14 protein-coding genes, 1 pseudogene and 1 riboswitch are annotated in these 20032 nt (G+C 64.9%); of the genes and pseudogenes, 8 read left to right on the forward strand and 7 right to left on the reverse strand.

Features of this window, described 5'->3' with window-relative positions:
• Positions 1-4: 4 nt before the first annotated feature.
• Positions 5-892: a protease HtpX gene (gene htpX, locus E6P07_RS02950; RefSeq protein WP_153974232.1), complete on the forward strand. Its 888-nt coding sequence runs from the start codon at positions 5-7 to the stop codon at positions 890-892.
• Between the two features lie 6 nt (positions 893-898).
• Here htpX and E6P07_RS02955 read toward each other — a convergent pair whose 3' ends face one another.
• The 6 genes from E6P07_RS02955 to E6P07_RS02980 form a co-directional block, all read right to left on the reverse strand.
• Positions 899-1270, reverse strand: a complete 372-nt coding sequence (locus E6P07_RS02955) for a diacylglycerol kinase (RefSeq protein WP_153974233.1) — start codon at positions 1268-1270, stop codon at positions 899-901.
• Positions 1263-2741 (reverse strand): aminomethyl-transferring glycine dehydrogenase subunit GcvPB, encoded by a 1479-nt coding sequence (gene gcvPB, locus E6P07_RS02960; protein WP_153974234.1) that lies wholly within the window; start codon positions 2739-2741, stop codon positions 1263-1265. Before gcvPB ends, E6P07_RS02955 begins: the two co-directional genes overlap by 8 nt.
• Positions 2742-2789: 48 nt before the next feature.
• Entirely contained in the window at positions 2790-4175 is a 1386-nt protein-coding gene (gcvPA, locus tag E6P07_RS02965; RefSeq protein WP_153974235.1) for an aminomethyl-transferring glycine dehydrogenase subunit GcvPA, read from the reverse strand.
• 41 nt (positions 4176-4216) lie between these two features.
• Complete coding sequence (gcvH, locus tag E6P07_RS02970) at positions 4217-4609, reverse strand: glycine cleavage system protein GcvH (RefSeq protein WP_153974236.1); 393 nt, start codon at positions 4607-4609, stop codon at positions 4217-4219.
• 53 nt (positions 4610-4662) lie between these two features.
• The gene (gene gcvT / locus E6P07_RS02975; RefSeq protein WP_153974237.1) at positions 4663-5763 is read right to left on the reverse strand and encodes a glycine cleavage system aminomethyltransferase GcvT; all 1101 of its coding nucleotides are present in this window, start codon (positions 5761-5763) and stop codon (positions 4663-4665) included.
• A 189-nt stretch (positions 5764-5952) separates the two neighbouring features.
• Positions 5953-6043: riboswitch (glycine riboswitch) on the reverse strand.
• 47 nt (positions 6044-6090) lie between these two features.
• The gene (locus E6P07_RS02980) at positions 6091-6621 is read right to left on the reverse strand and encodes a zinc ribbon-containing protein (protein ID WP_153974238.1); all 531 of its coding nucleotides are present in this window, start codon (positions 6619-6621) and stop codon (positions 6091-6093) included.
• A gap of 251 nt (positions 6622-6872) precedes the next feature.
• Between E6P07_RS02980 and E6P07_RS02985 the strand changes: the two are divergent.
• The 5 genes and pseudogenes from E6P07_RS02985 to E6P07_RS03005 form a co-directional block, all read left to right on the forward strand.
• Positions 6873-8231: pseudogene (locus tag E6P07_RS02985) on the forward strand (hypothetical protein); the annotation flags it as partial.
• A 568-nt stretch (positions 8232-8799) separates the two neighbouring features.
• On the forward strand, positions 8800-12093 hold the full coding sequence (locus E6P07_RS02990; RefSeq protein ID WP_153974239.1) for a trifunctional glycoside hydrolase family 18/polysaccharide deacetylase/glycosyltransferase family 2 protein: 3294 nt from the start codon (positions 8800-8802) through the stop codon (positions 12091-12093).
• Positions 12090-13205 carry a glycoside hydrolase family 26 protein gene (locus E6P07_RS02995; protein ID WP_153974240.1) on the forward strand — a complete coding sequence of 372 codons (1116 nt, stop codon included), beginning with the start codon at positions 12090-12092 and terminating at the stop codon, positions 13203-13205. The genes E6P07_RS02990 and E6P07_RS02995 overlap by 4 nt, the downstream gene beginning before the upstream one ends.
• A gap of 139 nt (positions 13206-13344) precedes the next feature.
• Positions 13345-15903 carry a leucine--tRNA ligase gene (gene leuS, locus E6P07_RS03000; protein WP_153974241.1) on the forward strand — a complete coding sequence of 853 codons (2559 nt, stop codon included), beginning with the start codon at positions 13345-13347 and terminating at the stop codon, positions 15901-15903.
• 41 nt (positions 15904-15944) lie between these two features.
• The gene (locus E6P07_RS03005; RefSeq protein WP_153974242.1) at positions 15945-16445 is read left to right on the forward strand and encodes an LPS-assembly lipoprotein LptE; all 501 of its coding nucleotides are present in this window, start codon (positions 15945-15947) and stop codon (positions 16443-16445) included.
• Here E6P07_RS03005 and E6P07_RS03010 read toward each other — a convergent pair.
• Entirely contained in the window at positions 16442-17257 is an 816-nt protein-coding gene (locus E6P07_RS03010) for an inositol monophosphatase family protein (RefSeq protein WP_153974243.1), read from the reverse strand. The two genes, E6P07_RS03005 and E6P07_RS03010, sit on opposite strands and share 4 nt — an antisense overlap.
• Positions 17258-17351: 94 nt before the next feature.
• On the opposite strand from E6P07_RS03010, the gene E6P07_RS03015 reads away from it, so the two are divergent.
• Together E6P07_RS03015 and ychF are read left to right on the forward strand one after the other, a co-directional pair.
• Entirely contained in the window at positions 17352-18854 is a 1503-nt protein-coding gene (locus E6P07_RS03015) for a mannose-1-phosphate guanylyltransferase/mannose-6-phosphate isomerase (RefSeq protein WP_153974244.1), read from the forward strand.
• 54 nt (positions 18855-18908) lie between these two features.
• The gene (ychF, locus tag E6P07_RS03020; RefSeq protein ID WP_153974245.1) at positions 18909-20000 is read left to right on the forward strand and encodes a redox-regulated ATPase YchF; all 1092 of its coding nucleotides are present in this window, start codon (positions 18909-18911) and stop codon (positions 19998-20000) included.
• The last annotated feature ends 32 nt before the right edge of the window (positions 20001-20032 follow it).

The following is a 20032-nucleotide window of genomic DNA, read 5'->3' on the forward strand; positions in this document are numbered from 1 at the left end:
CGGCATGATGCGTATTCTGTTATTCCTGGCCACCAATGTCGCGGTGCTGATCGTGATCAGCATCGTCTTCCGTCTGCTTGGGATCGATGACCTGCTGCTTCAGAGCGGCGGCCCCGACATGGGTGCGCTCCTCGTCATGGCCGCCATCATCGGCTTCAGCGGCTCGCTGATCTCGTTGTTCTTGTCCAAGACGATGGCCAAGCACGGGATGGGCGTCTATGTCATCGAGCGTCCGTCCAATCGCTTGGAACACTGGCTGGTCGAGACGGTCGCGCACCAGGCCGAACAGGCCGGAATCGGCATGCCCGAGGTCGGGATCTTCGACTCGCCTGACCCCAACGCCTTCGCCACCGGCTGGAATCGCGATGCCGCCCTGGTGGCCGTCAGCACTGGTCTCTTGCAGCAGATGAGCGAGGGCGAGGTCGAGGCGGTCATCGGGCATGAGATCAGCCATGTGGCCAACGGCGACATGGTGACGCTCGCGCTCATCCAGGGTGTGGTCAATACCTTCGTGGTCTTCCTATCGCGGATCGTCGGTCATGTGGTCGACCGCGTGATCCTGAAGAACGAGCGGGGCTATGGGGTGGGCTACTTCCTGGCCTCGATCGTCGCTGAGCTGATGCTCTCGATCCTCGCCACCCTGATCGTGATGTGGTTCTCGCGCTATCGCGAGTATCGGGCCGATGCCGGCGGGGCGAGCCTGACCAGCCGGCGTCAGATGATCGCCGCCCTGCGGGCGCTCCAGCGGGTGCATGCGCCCCAGGACCTTCCGGCCCGCGAGTTTGCGGCCTTCGGCATCTCGGGGCAGATCGGCGAGGGCTTCATGGCGCTCTTCCGGAGCCATCCGCCACTGGAAAAGCGGATCGCGGCGCTGGAGCAGGCGTCGTACTGATCGGGCTTACAGCCACTTGGGCAGCAGGATCAGCGTCCAGATGACCAGACAGAAGGCGATGCTGGAGAAGACAGCTGCCGAGGCGATGTCCTTGGCGCGCCCGGAGAGCTCGTGACGCTCCAGCCCGACCCGATCGACATTGGCCTCGATGGCCGAGTTGAGCAGCTCGACGATCGGCACGATCAGCAGACTGCCGACCAAGAGGGCACGCTCAACTGGGGTCTCACCGAGCCAGAGCCCGAGCGGGATGAGCGGGATCAGCAGAAAGACCTCCTGCCGAAAGGCCTCCTCGAGCTCAAAGCAGGCCTTAAGTCCCTTCATCGAATAGCCGAAGGCATAGATGACGCGCCGCCAACCGCGCACGTTTTGATTAGCCATGCGTTGAGCTGTTCTCCTTGGGGTCGCCTGGCCTCCAGGCGAGGTCTAACTGGCGTGCGGCGTGCACCTCGTCGAGTCGGCGTACCGGCAAGCCGTGGGGTGCGCCCCTGACCAGTTCCGGGTTCTCCTGGGCCTCGCGCCGGATGGCGGTCATGGCCGCGACGAAGCCGTCCAAGTCCTCCTTGCTCTCGGTCTCGGTCGGCTCGATCAGCAGACACTCGGGGACCAGCAGTGGAAAGTAGGTAGTCGGGGCGTGATAGCCGTAATCGAGCAGCCGCTTGGCGAAGTCCATGGCGGTCACGCCGAGCTCGCGCGCCTCGCGCTTGAGGCTGAGGATGAACTCATGGCTCGCGCACCGTTCGGGATAGGCGGCCTCAAAGCCGGCCTCCTGGAGTCGCGCCCGCAGATAGTTGGCGTTGAGGGTGGCAAACTCGGCCACCCGGGCCAGGCCCTGGCGCCCGATCAGCCGCGCATAGACATAGGCGCGCAGCAGGATACCGATGTTGCCGCCGAAGGCCGTCAATCGACCGATACTCGCGGGACGGTCCGACTCGGTTAGCCAACGATATCTTCCATTCTCACAGCCGACCAAGGGGACAGGCAGATAGGGCTCGAGACGCCGGGAGACACCCACCGGTCCCGCCCCGGGACCACCGCCGCCGTGTGGGGTCGAGAAGGTCTTGTGCAAATTGATGTGGATGACATCGAAGCCCATGTCGCCGGGGCGTACCTGGCCGAGGATGGCGTTGAGATTGGCCCCATCGTAATAGAGCAGACCCCCGGCTTGGTGCACCGTCTGGGCGATCGTCTGGATGTGACGCTCGAAGACGCCCAGGGTGCTCGGGTTGGTGAGCATGATACCGGCGGTCTGGGGACCGACCGCGGCGTGCAAGGCCCCGAGATCGAGGTCGCCATCTGGCCCGGTCGGGAGCTCGCGCACCTGAAATCCGGCCATCGCCGCCGAGGCCGGGTTGGTGCCATGTGCGGCGTCCGGGACCAGGATCTCGGTGCGGGCATGGTCGCCACGCGCGCGATGATAGGCGCGGATCATGGCCACCCCGGCAAACTCGCCCTGGGCCCCGGCTGCGGGCGCGAGCGAGACGGCGTGCATCCCGGTCACCACCTTGAGGATCTCTTGCAGCTCGAACAGACAGGCCAGGAGCCCCTGGCCATGGGTCTCGGGTGCCAGGGGATGGCGCCCCAGGAAACCGGGCAGCATGGCCAGGCTGTGACAGGCCCTGGGGTTGTACTTCATGGTGCAGGAGCCCAGGGGATAAAACTGGGTGTCGATCGAAAAATTCTGCTGCGACAGCCGGGTGTAGTGACGCACCACCTGGAGCTCGGAGACCTCCGGCAGGGCGGGGCGGGTGTGGCGGCGCAGCGCGTCGGGGATGGTGGTGACCGGAGGTGGGTGGAGCGGCGCCTGGGTGTAGGCGCGGCGGCCGGTTCTGGATTGCGCTTGGATTAGCATGGCAGGACTTCTGGGCTCGGTATTTTTTAGGGATCGCGATCGTCTGGATCAGGATGCAGCCGGCGACCTTTCCAAATGGGCGGCGAGTCGCTGGGCATAGTGCCTCAGCTCGTCCTCGGTGCGCCTCTCGGTCGCGCAGACCAGGAGCGCCGGTTCGAGTTCCGGATAGTCCGGGTCGAGATCAAAGCCGCCCAGGATGTCTTCAGCGGCCAGCGCGTTCAGCACCGAAGCCGTCGGCGCTGGCAGACGCAGCGCCAGCTCATGGAAGACCGGGCGTTCGAACACGGGCTCGACGCCTGAGATGGCACAGAGCAGCTCGCCCAGCCGCTGCGTGTTGGCATGACAGCTCGCCGCCACCCGCTCCAGTCCCTCGGCGCCGAGCAGGGCCAGGTGGATGGTGGCCGCCGTCACCAGCAGCCCCTGATTGGTGCAGATGTTGGAGGTCGCCTTGCCGCGCCGGATGTGCTGCTCGCGCGCCTGGAGCGTGAGCGTGAAGCCGGGCCTGCCGTCCAGGTCCAGGGTGCGCCCGACGATGCGACCGGGGAGCTGGCGCACATACTCCTGCTTACAGCACAGGAAACCGGCATAGGGGCCGCCTGAGGCGAGCGGCATCCCCAGCGGCTGGGCCTCGCCGCAGGCGAGGTCGGCACCCTTCGCACCCCAGTCGCCGGGCGGGGTGAGCAGGGCGAGCGCGACCGGATTGACCACCGCGATCGCCAATGCCTGGTGCGCATGCGCCCAATCGGTCAGCTCATCGACGGACTCCAGGATACCGAAGAAGTTCGGCTGAGCGATGACGACGGCGGCGCATGCCTCCTCGCCAAGTGCCGCCTCCAGTCGCTCGACCGGGGTATGGCCGCCGCGCGGGTCGAACCCAACCTCGACCAGTTCAAGACCCTGAGGGGCGACGAGGGTGTGCAGGACCCGCCGATAGGCCGGGTGGAGGGCGCGCGGCACCAGGATACGCCTTGATTTGGTCTGACGATTGGCACGCACCGCCATCAGCACCGCCTCGGCCAGGGCCGAGGCGCCATCGTAGAGCGAGGCATTGGAGACATCGAGCCCGGTGAGCGCCGTCATCATCGACTGGAACTCATAGAGCACCTGGAGTGTGCCCTGGCTGGCCTCGGCCTGATAGGGGGTGTAGGCGCTGTAGAACTCGCCGCGGCTGGCGATCTGCCAGACGGCGGACGGGATGTGGTGGTCATAGGCACCGGCGCCGATGAAGCACAGCGGCTCGCCGTCGGCACGCGCGCGCGACTGCATCAGGCGCGTGATCTCCATCTCCGAGCGCGCCTCCGGGATGGCGTCGAGGGCCTGGGCGCCGACGCGAAGTTCAGGCGGGATCTCGTCGAAGAGGGCGGCGATGGAATCGACCCCGAGGGTCGCGAGCATGGCGGCGATATCGTCCGGCGTGTGAGGGATGAAAGGCATGCGAGTTCGACTGCTTGGGTTGGACGCTGAGGGCAGTTGGATCAGGACGCGTCGGCGACGACCTGAGCGTAGGCATCGGCATCCAGCAGGTCGGCGAGCGCGCCCGGGTCGGTTGGGGCGAGACGGAAGATCCATCCGTCCCCGTAGGGACTGGTGTTGATCACATCCGGGGTGTCGGCCAGTGCCGCATTGCCCTCGAGGATCTCGCCGGCGAGGGGCGAATAGATGTCGGAGGCGGCCTTGACCGACTCGACCACGGCGCAGGCCTCTTCGGCAGCGACACGGCGCCCGCGTTCGGGCACCTCGACGAACACGATGTCGCCGAGCGCGTCCTGGGCGTGATCGGTGATGCCCACGGTCACGGTGCCGTCGCCATTGTCGCGTACCCATTCGTGGGTCTTGGTGTATTTCAAGTCGGTCGGCAGGTGGCTCATGACGGGTGACTCCAAAATGAAGGTGCAGACAGGCAAAGGGGTTGTTGAGACGCTCAAAGCTCGATCAGGATTCGGCCATGCCGCACGAACGGCGGCTTGACGATGCGCGCGGCAACGGGCTTGCCGCGAATATCGACCTCGCAGCGATCGCCAAGACCGGACACCACACGTGCGAGCGCGATCGAGCGTTGCAGGGTCGGGGCAAAGCCGCCTGAGGTGATCTCGCCGACCTCGCGCCCCTGCTTGAGGACGGTCTGATGCGCACGGAGCACGCCAGGTCCGTTCAAAAGCAGCCCAACGAAGTCGCGCCGCTCGGGACTCGCGCGCAACGCCTCCAGCGCGGCGCGTCCGATGAAATCGCGCTCGGTCGGTTCCCAGGCGATGGTCCACTCCAGGCCGGATTCGAGCGGGCTGACGTCTTCGTCCATGTCCTGACCGTAGAGCCTCATCCCAGCCTCCAGACGCAGGGTGTCGCGCGCACCCAGACCGCAAGGTCGGACGCCGGCGTCGAGCAGCACCGACCAGAGATCGAAGACATGCTCGGCAGGTAACAGGATCTCGAAGCCATCCTCGCCGGTATAGCCGGTACGGGCGACGAACCAGCCACCGCATTCGGTGGCGTGGAAGGGGGGAAGGTCCAGGGCAAACTCGGCGAGCTCGGGCGGCAGCCCGGTCGCAGTCAGATCGCGGGCCTTTGGACCCTGGACCGCGAGCATGGCCAGATCGTCGCGGCGACGGATCTCGACGTCGAAGCCCTCGCTTCGGCGCTGGGTCTCCAGCCAGATCAGGTCCTTGTCGGCGGTAGCGGCATTGACCACCATCCGATAGTGTCCGGCTGGACCGCGTAGATAGACGATGAGATCATCGACTACGCCGCCAGAGTCGTTGAGCATGCAAGAGTAGAGCGCCTGGCCGACCGTCTTGAGCTTGGCGACGTCGTTGGCGAGCAGGCGGCGCAGAAAGGACTGGGCGCCTGGTCCCTCGATGTCGATCGGGCACATGTGCGAGACGTCGAACATCCCGGCGTGCTCACGCACGGCGTCATGCTCCTCGATCTGAGAGCCATAGTGCAGCGGCATGTCCCAGCCGCCGAAGGGCACGAGCCGCGCACCAAGACGCGCATGCTCAGCATAGAGTGGGGTACGCAGGGCCATGCGTCTCTCCTGTGTAGGATTCAGAGGGTTGCCTCGACCAAGCGGCGCACGGCAACAAGACAACCGCGAGCATCCGGGATACTCGCGTGTCGCCCCTCTGTCCTAGACCTGAGAGTTTAGGCGCGGACGTGTGACATCCGAGCGGCCCCGTCGGTGGGTGCAGACTTGCACCACTCTCCAGAGTCGGTCGTTATCCCCGCGGTCCTTTTGCCTGAGCGATTCCGGGCGGTGTTGCGCCTTCGGCGCCGGCCGGGTGGCCGGTCTCTCCCACGGGACATGACGCGAAGTCCAAACTATAAGCGCGGAAGGTTCGGATTGCCAGCCCCGTCAGGTCTTGTCCTCGGCGCGGCGGCGAAACCGAGTGCCGCCGCAGTTGGCGCAAGGCGGGATGCGTCCGGCCTTGACGAAGTGGGTCTCGGACCCGCACTGGTCGCACACCAGGGTGCCGGGTCCAGTGATCTCGCCGGTCTGATAGAGGCTCATCTGCCGCGCCGTCTCGGCCCATTGCGCCAGTTGCAGGCTGGTCTGGTCGGCGACCAGCTTGAACATGTCGAACAGGCGCCTTTCCATCAGTTCCAGATCGAAGCGCCACCAGTCGCGCAGATCCTGCCCGGTCTCGGCGATGTACTTGGCCGCATCCTCGATGTCGCGCCGGATGTATTCCGCGACCCTCTCGGCCTCCTCACGTGTCAGCTCGCCGAGTTCGACCATGTGCTCGCGCGTCTTGGCGAGGATCTCGCGCAACAGGGGCACGGATTCGTGCTGGGCCTTCGCGATCGCCTCGTGGGTCTGTTTGAGCATGCGCTCATAGGCATCGACCAGCTTATCGGGGGTGTCATGTTTGCGTTCTTCGCTCATGGCCGGGCTCCGTGAGAGATGACGGGGAAGAGAGGGCGGCGACTCGATCAAAAAGGCCGCCCCGATCGAGATCGCTTGCCTCCATCCATGGAAGGGCGCTGGATGAAGGAGGTCGGGGCGTCCGGTGTTACACGACTGTAAGGTTGCACGATAACCAACTGACCTGAATCCGTGCTCGTTTGTCATATATCAAGCATAACCTGTTGATTACTTGCTAGAATACTGCATCGCAACTCTTCACCCAACTGAACATGCCGAAATTTGAAGTGTGCCAAACCGGCAAGCTGAACCTGACTTCCACCTTCGGCTTGGCGCTCATCGGCCGGTGCTGGGAGGCGGCGCAGGTCGATCGGGTGGTCGTTCTTCGGCTGCGGGTCTTGCAGGGGATGAGGGGCCCAGATCTGGTGGAGGCGATGGTGGGGCGGCTGGGTCTGGGCAGGGGTGGCTTTGAAGCCGTCGGGCCGTTTCGGGCGGTTCGCTCCTTTAAGGGGGCATTGGGGCTGTCGAGGGTGTTCTTTAGGGTCTGGATGCGGCGGTGGTTCGATGCCGAGGCCAGTGAGTTGCGGGCGTTGTCGGGTGGGTTGTCGGTGCGGTTGCTGGGGCGCAGCGAGGCTACGATCGTGCCGTATGGGGGGTCTGTGGGCTTCGAGAGCGACACCTTCGTCATGGACAATGGCGATACGAAGAAAGAAGACGTGGGCCGCACTTGTCAAGGCGTCGATGGCTAGTGTCCGATCGCCGGCTCTCTGGGCCACGAAGGCTGGAACGTCGGTCTGGAGTTGCGGGTCGGCACTTGGCCTTGCGCCCGCGAGATCGCGTGTTGCTACGAGCGCGCCTTTGCTCGGGGCAGGCGTTTGGTCAGGCCGGCAGAGGCTGTTTTGATGGTCGAGGACAGGGGCTGTGACGGGGCGCGGCTGCTGTTTGCCAAGGCACAAGAACGGGATGCCTGGGCCGCTGAAGGGCGAGTGCTGGAATTCATCACGAAGTGGAATCCGCGCAAGCAGGACAAGTCGGCCTGGGTGGCTCAGGCCGAGGCGGTCGGGGTCTTTTAGGAGACTCGGCCGGGCAGGCGCGGTGGGCGGTTCGAGCTTGAGGTCGAACGGGCGTGGGGCGAAGAGGGGCGCCACTTTCGTCTGTTCGTCGAGGTGGGCGAACGCGCCGGCGATCGGGGTGGCTGGTCTCTCTTGGCGTCGGGGTTCGAACTCGAAGGTTGGTGGATCGGCCGCGGCTTGCCGGCTAAGGCGGTGATCGGGTCTGACGTCGATCGCGGTATGCATGGGCCGTTCTGTGCGGGGATTGAGCTTGATTTTGAGGTGGGGCGGCTGCACTCGGGCCAGTTCGATATCCACGATTGGGTGCTGCATTTGGGGGCGTTTGCCTGTCGCTGTCTGCGTCTGTTGGGGCGGTTGGGGCTGAGGGGGGAGGTTGCGCCGATCCGTCATGCGGCCGAGGGGGGGCGGCTGAAGACGGTGTTGCAGGGGGTTATGTACCGGGCGGCGGGGTTTGTGGTGCTTGCGAGGGAGCGGGTGCTGGTCTGTGGCCGCCGCTTTGTCGGTTACGTTGAGGTGTTCGTCGTGCTGCAGGGGTGGCTTGTGTGCGCCGCTTTGCCATGGGTGCGGCGCGGCGGTTGCTCTTGGCCGAGACATTCGGTTTCGCGCCAGTGGAAGGCCGGGGCTCGTCCCGGAGCAGGAAAATGACGTCACGCCGTCCCGCCAGCGCCGACTTTCGAAGCCAAAAGGCCGTGCGCCGCCCCTGGAAAGACCCTCGGCAGACAGAAATTTCGGGCTGTCAGGCGGATATTTCATGCCAGACAGCTCACAGGAGAGGTTTCAGCTTTGATGACCACGGATTTAGGAACTGAGTTAAGATAGCACCTAATTGAGGATGGCAAGACCCAGCGCGGTGCCCTGGCGCGACCCAAATCCAGGGCTCATCTTGCATCTTGTTCGAGATTCCAAGTCTGGTTTTGTGCCCCCATCGTTATAACTCGGTCCAAAAATCCCTGTCCTTTGGGAGATTGGGGGCAACGCCAAGGTCGGTCAGGCCTGGCCTTGGCTTTAAGCGGCTTCATTGTCGCGCCTAGGCAGCCAGGCTCCGGATGATCCCGGCCTGTTTAAGGGGTCGGGTTAATGAAAGTCTCTCAACCCCTTCAACCCGTTGTTAGGTCACTCGCCGAGTATGGATCGAGAGCATTTCATCTTCCGCGATCCCCAGGGGAGTCGTTGGAAGAACCTCAGTCGCGCGCTGGGCATCGGCGCGCTCCTGCTGACCCTGATCGGTGCGATCTTTCTCTACTCATTGCTGGCCAGTCCCCGCCTGGAATCGCTGAAATTCGGGTTGGAGATCCAGGCCGATGCGCCACCCTCGGTCATGACCCGACCCGCGCCGCCAGCACCCTGGCTCAACCAGACCCGGGACCTGCCTGCGGCCGCCGTGCGCCATCCTGCCAACAGCGTGCGCCTGGGGCTGCTCGATGACGACCCAGAACGGGCGCTGGCCTCGCTGCGCGCCCATGCCGCCGACCTGACCCAGGTGGCCCCGTCCTGGTTTCAGCTCATCGGCATGCCACCCCGCCTGCATGAAACCCCAGAACCCGAGGTCGCGGCCATCGCCGCCGAGCACGGTCTGGGACTGATGCCGCTGCTCACCAATCTGGCCGACCAAGGCTTCGACCCCGAGGCGGTCGAGGAGCTGTTGCGTGCCAGCCCGGCGCGCCAGCAGGCCTTCGGCGCCGAGCTGAGCCGGCGACTCCAGGCCATCGGGGCGCGTGGTGTCATCATCGCCTGGGAGCAGATCGATCCGGTCTATCGGGCTGAGCTGACGGCCTGCATCGGGCGGCTGCGTGCCCAGCTGGGTGCGGACGGTCTGGAGCTATGGCTGAGTGTGCCGGTGGGTAACGACATCAAGGTCTTCGACCTGGAGGCCTTGGCGCCCCAGGTCGATCGCTTCCTCGCCATGCTCTACTACGAGACCGGCGAGGAAGACCCACCCGGTCCGCTCGCCTCGCTCACTTGGTTTCGCGACTGGCTGGAGGCGCTCACCCAGCACGGCGACCCCAGCCAGTGGGTGATCGGCTTGAGCACCTTCGCCTATGACTGGCCGGGTGCGGGTACCCCTGAGGCGATCTCCTTTCAGGACGCCATGGCACGCGCCGTCTCGGCCCAGGTCGAACCCAGCGCCGATCTCCCGCCGCACGACGACCCGAGCTTCTCGTATAAACTCGATGGGGTCGATCACAGCGTCTGGTTCATGGATGCCGTGACCTTCTGGAATCAGCAGCGCCTGGTGCTGCAACGCTCGCTCGGCGGGATCGGGATCGACCGACTGGGGACCGAGGACCCGCTCATCTGGCAGGCCCTGCGCTGTGGTCTGCACTGTGCCCCCAGCGACTTCGAGTCGCTCGTGCCCACCGAGGCCATCGGCACCGTCGGCCAAGGTGATTTCCTGACCGTCCATGCCGAGCGTCAGCCTGGACGGCGCGCGATCCAAGTCGACCCCGAGGGATTCTGGAGCGAGCGCTACCTCCAGTATCCGCATCCCGCCCGTGTCGAGCGCACCGGCGAGGGCGAGCCACGACAGGTGGCCATCACCTTCGACGACGGCCCCGACCCAGTCTGGACCCCAAAAATCCTCGATGTCCTCAAGACCAAAGGTGTCCCCGCGACCTTTTTCGTCATCGGCGAGAAGGCCAACGCCCACCCCGAGCTGCTGCGGCTTATCCTCGATGCGGGCCATGAGATCGGCAACCACAGCTTCAGCCACATCGATCTGAGCCAGGCCGGTCCGGTGCGCACGAGGCTCGAACTCAATGCCACCCAGCGCGCGATCGAGGCGATCACCGGGCGCTCGACCCTGCTGTTTCGCCCACCCTACGACGCCGATCGCACGCCCCATTCACTGCCCGAGCTTGCGCCTCTGGTTACGGCAAGCGAACTGGGCTATATACCGGTCATGTCCAGCATCGACCCCCAGGACTGGGAGCGCCCCACGGCCAAGGCGATCCTAGAACGCATCCAGCGTGCGCGCAGCCACGGGAGTGTGATTTTGCTGCACGATGGTGGCGGCGACCGTGCCGCGACCCTGGCCGCCTTGCCTGGGGTCATCGACTATCTCAGGGCGCGCGGCGACGAGATCGTACCCCTGCACCTGTTGCTGGGTGTCCCCAAGGAGGCGGTCATGCCGGCCATCCCCCGGGAAGACCCTGCCCCACCGCGTCTGGTCGCCAGCACCGGACTCAATCTCATGCAGCGCCTGGAGCACGGCGCCTGGGGCTTTCTGATGCTGGCCACGGTGCTGCTGTTTGCACGCACCCTTCTGGTGGTAGGGGTGGCGATGGTACATTTCCGCCGTGAGCGTCGGGCAATCGCCACAGAGGCCCCCGAGTTCAGTCCGCCAGTCTCGGTGATCCTGGCCGCCTACAACGAGGAACCGGTCATCGCCCAGACCCTGGAGGCACTGCTGGCCAGCGACTATCCGGCGCCCTTCGAGGTCATCGTGGTCGATGACGGCTCGACCGATGCCACCGCAGCCATCGTTGCCGCCTTGAGCGCGCGCGATGCGCGCGTGCGGCTCCTGCGCCAGCCCAATCGGGGCAAGGCCGCTGCCCTGCGCAATGCGCTGAATCAGGCGCGCCACGCGATCCTGGTCATGCTCGATGCCGATACCCAATTCCTGCCCGACACCCTGACCGAACTGGTGCGGCCGCTGCGCGATCCGCAGGTCGGGGCCGTCTCGGCACAGATCGAGGTTGGCAATGATGCGGGACTGCTGGGACGCTTTCAGCGGTTGGAATATATCGCCGCCTTCAACCTCGATCGTCGCGCCTATGACCTGCTCGACGCCATCCCGGTCATCCCCGGCGCGGCGAGCGCCTACCGGCGCGCGGCGATCCACGCCGCCGGCGGCATCCAGTCTGATACGCTCGCCGAGGATACGGATCTGACCCTATCGCTGCATCGCGCCGGTTACCGGCTCCGCCATAGCCCGCGGGCGCGGGCCTTCACCGAGGTGCCGCGCCGGCTCGGCGCGCTCTTTCGCCAACGCAAGCGCTGGTCGTTCGGGACCCTCCAGTGTCTCTGGAAGCACCGCGCGCTCTGCTGCAACCGGGCCTACGGCTGGCTAGGGCTGTTTACCCTACCAAGCATCTGGTTCTTCCAGATCTTTCTGGCCGCGTTCATCCCGCTGGTCGATCTCTGGATGTTGCTGGCCCTGGTGCGCGGTGAGTCCGGTCCGCTGCTCTATTACCTGATCGGCTTCATGGCCATGGATCTGGCCCTGGCCTGGGCGGCCTGCCGGCTGGAGGGCGAACCGGTGCGTACCGCGCTCTGGAGCCTGCCGATGCGTTTCCTCTATCGCCCCCTCTTGGCCTTGGCGATCCTCCATGCCCTCTATCTCGCACTGCACGGCAGTTGGATGGCCTGGGGACGGCAGGAACGCTGGGGGCTGACCAAACCCTGGACCGCCCGCGTATGAAGATCGGAACTGTGCTCTGGTGGACGATCCTGGTCGGGGTGGTCCTATCGGCGGCGACCCGGGCCGAACCTGCCAGGGTCATGCGACTGGCGGTCCCGCCGACCGGCGCCTATACCGGCGCCTATATCGACTTTGGCGACTACGAGGACGAGGTGACGCTCGAAAAGATCACCGCGTTCAACGCGCTGGTTGGCAAGACCCAGGCCATCATCGGCTTCTCCAACTTCTGGGGCCGGCAAGGCTTTCCGACCACCCAGGCAAACATCGTCGCCAATGCCGGGGCGGTGGCGCTCATCTATTGGAACCCTTGGAACGATCGGGAGGAGATCAGGTCCTCGCGCTTCGACCTTGAGTCCATCCTCGCCGGACGCTGGGATGACTACATCGATGCCTGGGCCACGGCAGCGCGTGCCTTTGGCAGGCCGCTATTGGTCGCCTGGGGATTGGAGATGAATGGCGACTGGTTCCCCTGGTCGGGTGTCTATCACGGTGCCGACCAGCCCATCCCGGGCACGGATCCGCCACGCCTACGGGGGCCAGATACCTTCCAGCGCACCTATCGCTATATCGTCGACCGGGTGCGGGCCGCAGGCGCCAGCAACATTGCTTGGGTCTTCCATACCAACAATACCTCCTCCCCCGATCTGCCCTGGAATCGCATGGCCGCCTACTATCCTGGCGACGACTATGTCGATTGGTTGGCCATGAGCGCCTATGGTAAGCAGACCCCAGGCGAGGGCTGGCCCAGTGTCAAGGAGGCGATCCTCGATCACTACGGTGAGCTGGCCGCCATTGCCCCGGACAAGCCGATCCTGCTGGGCGAGTGGGGCATCGGTGAGTTTCCGCGCCAGGGCGACAAGGGACGTTGGATCAGTGAGGCGATGGCCGCGATGGAACGACTGCCGCGGCTCAAGGGCGCCGTCTTCTGGCATGAGCGCTGGCAGAATGCGGATCTGAGCTACAGCAATCTGCGCGTCAATTCTTCGCTCGGTGCACTGGAGGCCTATCGTCGGGCGGTCGCACGCGATTTCTGGCGCGGCACACCTCAGTTCGAGCCCCTTCCGACCGTTGGCGCGCGTGCGGCCCACGCTGGGGACACGACGTCAGACTAGGGCGCTACAACGGGGTATTGGGCGTCCCAGAGCCAGTGCGTTATCCTTGCACGATTCGCCCCCCCGGTGCGTTGCGCGTTTGCGCGTTGCGGTGGGGCCAGCCTCAAGCCTTCACCTTGCGTCAGGACCACCAGCCCCCATGCAGACCGACTATGACCCGCGCGCCATCGAGGTGTCCGCCCAGGCCTATTGGGAAGCGCATCGATCCTTCAAGGCCGTCGAGGACCCCTCTCGCGAGAAGTTCTATTGTCTCTCCATGTTCCCCTATCCCTCGGGTCGGTTGCACATGGGCCATGTGCGAAACTACACCATTGGGGATGTGATCGCGCGCTATCAGCGCCTGCTCGGCAAGAACGTGCTCCAGCCGATGGGCTGGGACGCCTTCGGTCTGCCCGCCGAGAATGCGGCCATCCAGCACGGCATCCCCCCCTCGCAATGGACGCGCTCCAACATCGCGTACATGAAGGGCCAGCTCAAGCGCCTGGGCTTCGGTTACGACTGGGATCGTGAATTGGCGACCTGTGACCCGGATTACTACCGCTGGGAACAATGGCTGTTTACGCGCCTGGTCGAGAAGGGGCTGGCCTACCGGGCCAAGGCGACGGTCAACTGGGATCCAGTCGATCAAACCGTGCTCGCCAACGAGCAGGTCATCGAGGGGCGTGGTTGGCGCTCGGGGGCCCTGGTCGAGAAGCGCGAGATCAAACAGTGGTTCGTGCGCATCACGGATTATGCCCAAGAACTGCTGGAGGCACTCGACCGGCTGGATGGCTGGCCGGAGCAGGTGCGCACCATGCAGCGCAACTGGATCGGGCGCTCGGAGGGTGTGTTTATGGAGTTCGGGGTGGCCGGCTCCGAGGACAGGCTTTGCATCTATACCACCCGACCGGATACCGTCATGGGGGTGACCTATGTCGCGGTGGCCGCCGAACACCCCTTGGCGCACCGCGCGGCTGAGCGGGATCCGGCGCTCGCGGCCTTCATCGAGGAGTGCCGGAAGGGCAGCACCGCCGAGGCCGAGCTGGAGACCCTGGAGAAGAAGGGCCATCCGCTCGGGCTCGATGCCATCCATCCGATCACGGGCGAGGCAGTGCCCATCTATGCCGCCAACTTCGTGCTCATGGGCTATGGCACGGGGGCGGTGATGGCGGTGCCGGCGCACGATCAGCGCGACTGGGAATTCGCCGAACGCTATGGCCTCCCCAAGAAGGCGGTCATCCGTTCGGTCGATGGCAGCCCGTGTGGGATCGAACAGGCGGCCTACACCGAAAAGGGGGTGCTCTTTAATTCTGGCCCCTTCGAAGGTCTGACCTCGGAACAGGCCGGCGACGCGATCGCCGACTGGCTCGCCGCGCGCGGCAAGGGGGGCAAGACCGTCCAGTTCCGACTGCGCGACTGGGGCGTGTCGCGTCAGCGCTACTGGGGTTGTCCGATCCCCATGATCCGGACGGCCGACGGTGGGATGCGTCCCGAGACCGATCTCCCGGTGCGGCTGCCCGAGGACGTCATCGTCGATGGTTCTGGCTCGCCGCTCACGAAGATGCCCGAGTTCTACCAGCTCCCTGGCGGTGAGACGCGCGAGACCGACACCTTCGATACCTTCTTCGAGTCGAGCTGGTATTACGCCCGGTATTGCTCGCCCGATTGCGATACGGCCATGCTCGACGAACGCGCCCGCTATTGGCTGCCGGTCGATCAGTACGTCGGCGGGATCGAGCACGCCATTCTGCATCTGCTCTATGCGCGCTTCTTCCACAGGCTGATGCGCGACGAGGGTCTGGTCGAGTGCGATGAGCCCTTCACCAATCTGCTCACCCAGGGCATGGTGGTCGCCGAGACCTGGTATCGCGAGGACGCCGAGGGCCGCAGACAGTGGTTCAACCCGGTGGAGGTCGAGGTCGAGCGCGATGCCAAGGGCCGGCTGATCGGCGGCCGTCTCAAGTCCGATGGTCAACCGGTCCAGTTCGGCGGGATCGAGAAGATGTCCAAGTCCAAGAACAACGGCGTCGATCCCCAGACCCTGATCGAGCGCTATGGCGCCGACACGGTGCGGCTCTACATCATCTTTGCCGCCCCGCCGGATCAGTCGCTCGAATGGAGCGACGAGGGGGTCGAGGGGGCGTTTCGCTTCATCCGCCGGCTCTGGGCGCTCGCGGTCGCCGAGTCCGAGGCGATCCGGACCGTCTCAGACCAACCGCCCGAATTGGACGAACCCGCGCGGATCGCCCGTCGCGAGATCCACAGCGCGCTCAAGAAGGCGCTCTACGACTACGAACGCCAGCAGTTCAACACCGTGGTCTCGGGCTGTATGACCATGGTCAACGCGCTCTACCGCCTGGAGTCCTCGACCGCGCGCGTCGTGGTGATCCGGGAGGGACTGGGGATCGTGTTGCGGCTGCTTGCGCCCATTGCGCCCCATGTCACCCATTATCTATGGCGTGAACTCGGCTTTGGCGAGGATATCCTCGATGCCGGCTGGCCACAGCTCGATGAGGAGGCCCTCAGACAGGACAGCCTCGAGTATGTGATCCAGGTCAACGGCAAGGTGCGTGGTCGAGTCACAGTGCCCACCGCTGCCGATCAGTCCATGGTCCAGGCCGCCGCCCTGGCCAATGAACAGATCGCCAAGTTCATCGCCGGCAAACCGATCCGCAAGGCGATCCTGGTGCCGGGCAAGCTACTCAATCTGGTCGTGTGAGTCCTGCCCGTGCGAGACGCCAGTCGGAACGGTCGATCGTCATGAGTCGGACCCGGGCCGTCGTGCATGGGTTGCTGGGGGTGGTGCTGATGGTTCAGGCCGGGTGCGGCTTTCAGCTGCGCGGCACCATCGAGATCCCGTCCGTCTATAACCCGATCCTGATCCAGGCGCCCAGCGATTCCGCGGTCGAGCGTGCCCTGCACGACCTGCTGATCGGCAGTCAGGTCCAACTGACGACCAACCCGGCGCAGGCCCGGCTGACGCTGCGGATCCTGTCCGAGAGACGCTCCGAGCGGGTGGCCGCGGTCGACCTCAACGGCAAGACGCTCGCCTATGAGCTGCATTATCTGGTCGAGTTCGAGGCCGTCGGCGCCGACGGCCAGACCCGGGTTCCGCGTCAAACGCTCGACCTGACCCGCACCTTCGATAATCCCGACGTCGAGGTGCTGGGCAAACAGATCGAACAGGCGATGATCTACGACGACTTCGCGGTCGAGGCGGCGGATCGCATCCTCATGCGGCTAAGAGCGGTGTTGCGCTAATCGACAGCGACCGCCAGTCCGAGACAGTCACACCAGGCGCGCAGGAGCCCTGAATCGGCAGCCGCGATCGCTAGCCGTGGTTCCAGGCTGATCCTGGGGCTGGGCTGGAGGCTGTCTGGGATCAGGTGCATGACCGCTGCGCCGGCCTCATCCGCGATCAGCCGCCCGGCGGCATAGTCCCACAGCCTCTGGCCGCCGTGCAGATAGAGCTGAAAGCGTCCGGCAGCCAGCCAGCACCATTCGAGCGCCACAGATCCGAGATTGCGCTGTGAGCCAAAACAGGCATGACGGACGATGGGCTGGAATCGCTCGGCTGGGAGCCGTTTGAGATCGACCACGGCCAGACAGTCGTGCAGCGCGCGGCTCGGCGCAAAGGGGCGGATTGGCTGGTCGTTCAGCCAGGCCCCCTGGCCCTGCGCGGCGACGAAGCACTCATCGCGCACTGGATCAAGGATGACCCCAAGTACAGTCCGACCGCCCTCGATCAGCGCCAACGAGATCGAGAAGAAGGGAAAACCAGCGACATAGTTGCTGGTGCCATCCAGCGGATCGAGCACCCACAGGGCGCTGTCTCCGTTTTGGAGCATGTCCTCCTGCTCGCTGCTCGTCATCTCCTCGCCGAGCAGTGGGATGCCGGGGAAGTCACGCGCCAAGGCCTGGATCAGATGGCGCTGGGCCGCCAGGTCGGACGCGGTGACCAGGCTGCCGTCGGACTTGTGCCGGGCGGCGGCGCTGCCGTGCCAATTGGGCAGAAGAGCGGCTGCGGCGGTGTTGCGCAACAGACGGGCGAGTTGGGTCAGTTCGGCAGTCATGGTCGATTCGGTCGATGTCTACACATCCCACGCCAGACAGGGTTTAATTCACGCCCTTGTCCTTCAAACCCCTTCAGTCATGGAGCCTGTCGCGATGCCTTTACAGCCCGTCATCCTCTCTGGTGGATCCGGTACGCGACTCTGGCCGCTCTCGCGCGAGGCCTACCCCAAGCAATTCCTGCCGCTCACCAGCCAGCATACCATGCTGCAAGAGACGGTCACCCGGCTCGATGCTTTGGATGCCGAGCATCCACACCTGGACATCAGGGTGCGCGATCCGCTGGTGGTCTGCAACGACGCCCATCGCTTTCTGGTCGCCGAGCAGCTGCGGCTGATCGGACGGCGGGCCGCGGCCATCGTGCTCGAACCCAGGGGGCGTAACACCGCGCCGGCCCTGACCCTAGCCGCGCTTGTCGCCGGACGCTTGGATGAGGATCCGGTGCTGCTGGTGATGCCGGCCGATCACAACATCCGTGACGAGCCGGGGTTCCGCGCCGCCGTGGCCGATGCCCATACGCTGGCGCGTGAGGGGGCGGTCGTCACCTTCGGCATTGTGCCGAGCGCGCCCGAGACCGGCTATGGTTATATTCGGCAGGGTCCATTGCTCGATCGTACCGACTTGGGCAGGCCGGCCTATGCGCTCGACGGCTTCGTCGAGAAACCCGATGTCGAGACCGCGCAGGGCTATCTGGCCTCGGGTGAGTATCTGTGGAACAGCGGTCTGTTCGTCCTGCGCGCCTCGGTCTGGCTGGGGCTCATCGAACGCTTCCGACCTGACATCGCCCAGGCCGTGGCTCGCGCGTGCGAGCGCATCACGAGCGATGGCGATTTTCTGCGACTCGACGCCGATCTTTTCACGGCCTGTCCGAGCGAATCGATCGACTATGCGGTCATGGAGCCGCTGGCGCGCGCCCGGCGAGACGGGGCCGATCTTCCGCCGGCGATCCTGATCCCGCTCAATGTCGGCTGGTCCGACGTCGGCGCCTGGTCGGCGCTGTGGGCCGTGCGCGAGCAAGACGCCAGCGGCAATGTGCTCGAGGGTGATGCCTTCGTGCACAATGCCCACGACAACCTGCTCGTGGCCACGCATCGAATGCTGGCGGCCATCGGTGTCAGCGACCTGATCGTGGTCGAGACCCCAGATGCAGTGCTCGTCGCAACCAAGGAGGCTGCACAGGACGTCAAGGCCGTCACCCAGTTCCTCCAGCGCCAGCAGCGCAACGAATATCTCCATCATCAGCGCGTCCATCGTCCCTGGGGCGACTATGAGTCGATCGGGCAGGGGACGCGCTATCAGGTCAAGCGCCTAACTGTCAAGCCAGGTGAGTCGCTCTCGCTGCAGATGCACCATCATCGCGCCGAACACTGGATCGTCGTCTCCGGCACCGCGCGCGTGACCTGTGACGACAAGACCTTTCTGCTCACCGAGAACCAGTCGACCTATATCCCGGTCGGGGTTAGGCATCGGTTGGAGAATCCGGGGCGCATCCCGCTCGAACTCATCGAGGTGCAGTCTGGCAGCTATCTGGACGAGGACGACATTGTGCGTTTCGAGGATCGCTACAACCGCGATCCGGTCGAGCCGCGCCGGGATTAGCTTATCTGCGACTGTTCGCGCCTTTACTCTTGATCACAACGCGGTTTAATTCACATGGGATTCAAATGCGGCATCGTCGGCCTGCCCAATGTCGGCAAGTCGACCCTCTTTAATGCCCTGACCAAGGCGGCCATCGCGGCCGAGAACTATCCTTTCTGCACCATCGAGCCCAATGTCGGCGTGGTGCCCTTGCCCGACCCTAGGCTCGATGTCATCGCCGCCATCGTTAAGCCGCAGCGGATCCTTCCGACCTCGATGCAGTTCGTCGATATCGCTGGACTGGTGGCGGGCGCCTCCAAGGGCGAGGGGCTGGGCAACAAGTTCCTGGCCAACATCCGCGAGACCGATGCCATCGCCCATGTGGTGCGCTGCTTTGAGAACGACGACGTGATCCATGTCGCCGGCAAGGTCGATCCGCTCGGCGACATCGAGGTCATCAACACCGAGCTCGCGCTGGCAGACCTGGAAAGCCTGACTAAGGCGCTCGACCGGGCACAGCGCGCGGCCAAGACCGGCGACAAGCAGGTCCTCAGGCGCAAGGAGATCCTAGAGCGGGTGAAGGCCCAGCTCGACGTCGGCCAGCCGGTGCGCGCCCTGGATCTGGACGAGGAGGAGCGGGCCGAGCTGCGCGATCTATTCCTGCTGACCGCCAAGCCGACCATGTATATCGCCAATGTGTCTGAGGACGGGTTCGACAACAATCCGCTGCTCGACCAGGTGCGGGCACTGGCCGAGTCCGAGGGCGCCCTGGTAGTGCCTGTGTGCGCAGCGCTCGAGGCCGAGATCCTGGAACTCGAGGCAGCGGCGCGCGCTGAGTTCCTGGCCGATCTCGGGTTGGAGGAACCTGGGTTGAACCGCGTGGTGCGCGCCGGCTATCGGCTATTGGGGCTTGAGACCTTTTTTACGGCCGGTCCCAAGGAGGTGCGTGCCTGGACCATCCCCAAGCAGTCCAAGGCGCCGCAGGCGGCGGGCGTCATCCACTCCGATTTCGAGCGCGGTTTCATCCGTGCCGAGGTGATCGCCTACGAGGACTTCGTGGCCTACAAGGGTGAGCAGGGGGCTAGGGAGGCTGGCAAATTGCGTTCGGAAGGCAAGGACTATGTGGTCCAGGATGGCGATATCATCCATTTCCGCTTTAATGTCTGAGCTTGTATCTGGGCTTGCACAGGTTTTCAGCC

This window comes from Thermochromatium tepidum ATCC 43061, assembly GCF_009664085.1.
In the GTDB taxonomy this organism is placed as follows: domain Bacteria; phylum Pseudomonadota; class Gammaproteobacteria; order Chromatiales; family Chromatiaceae; genus Thermochromatium; species Thermochromatium tepidum.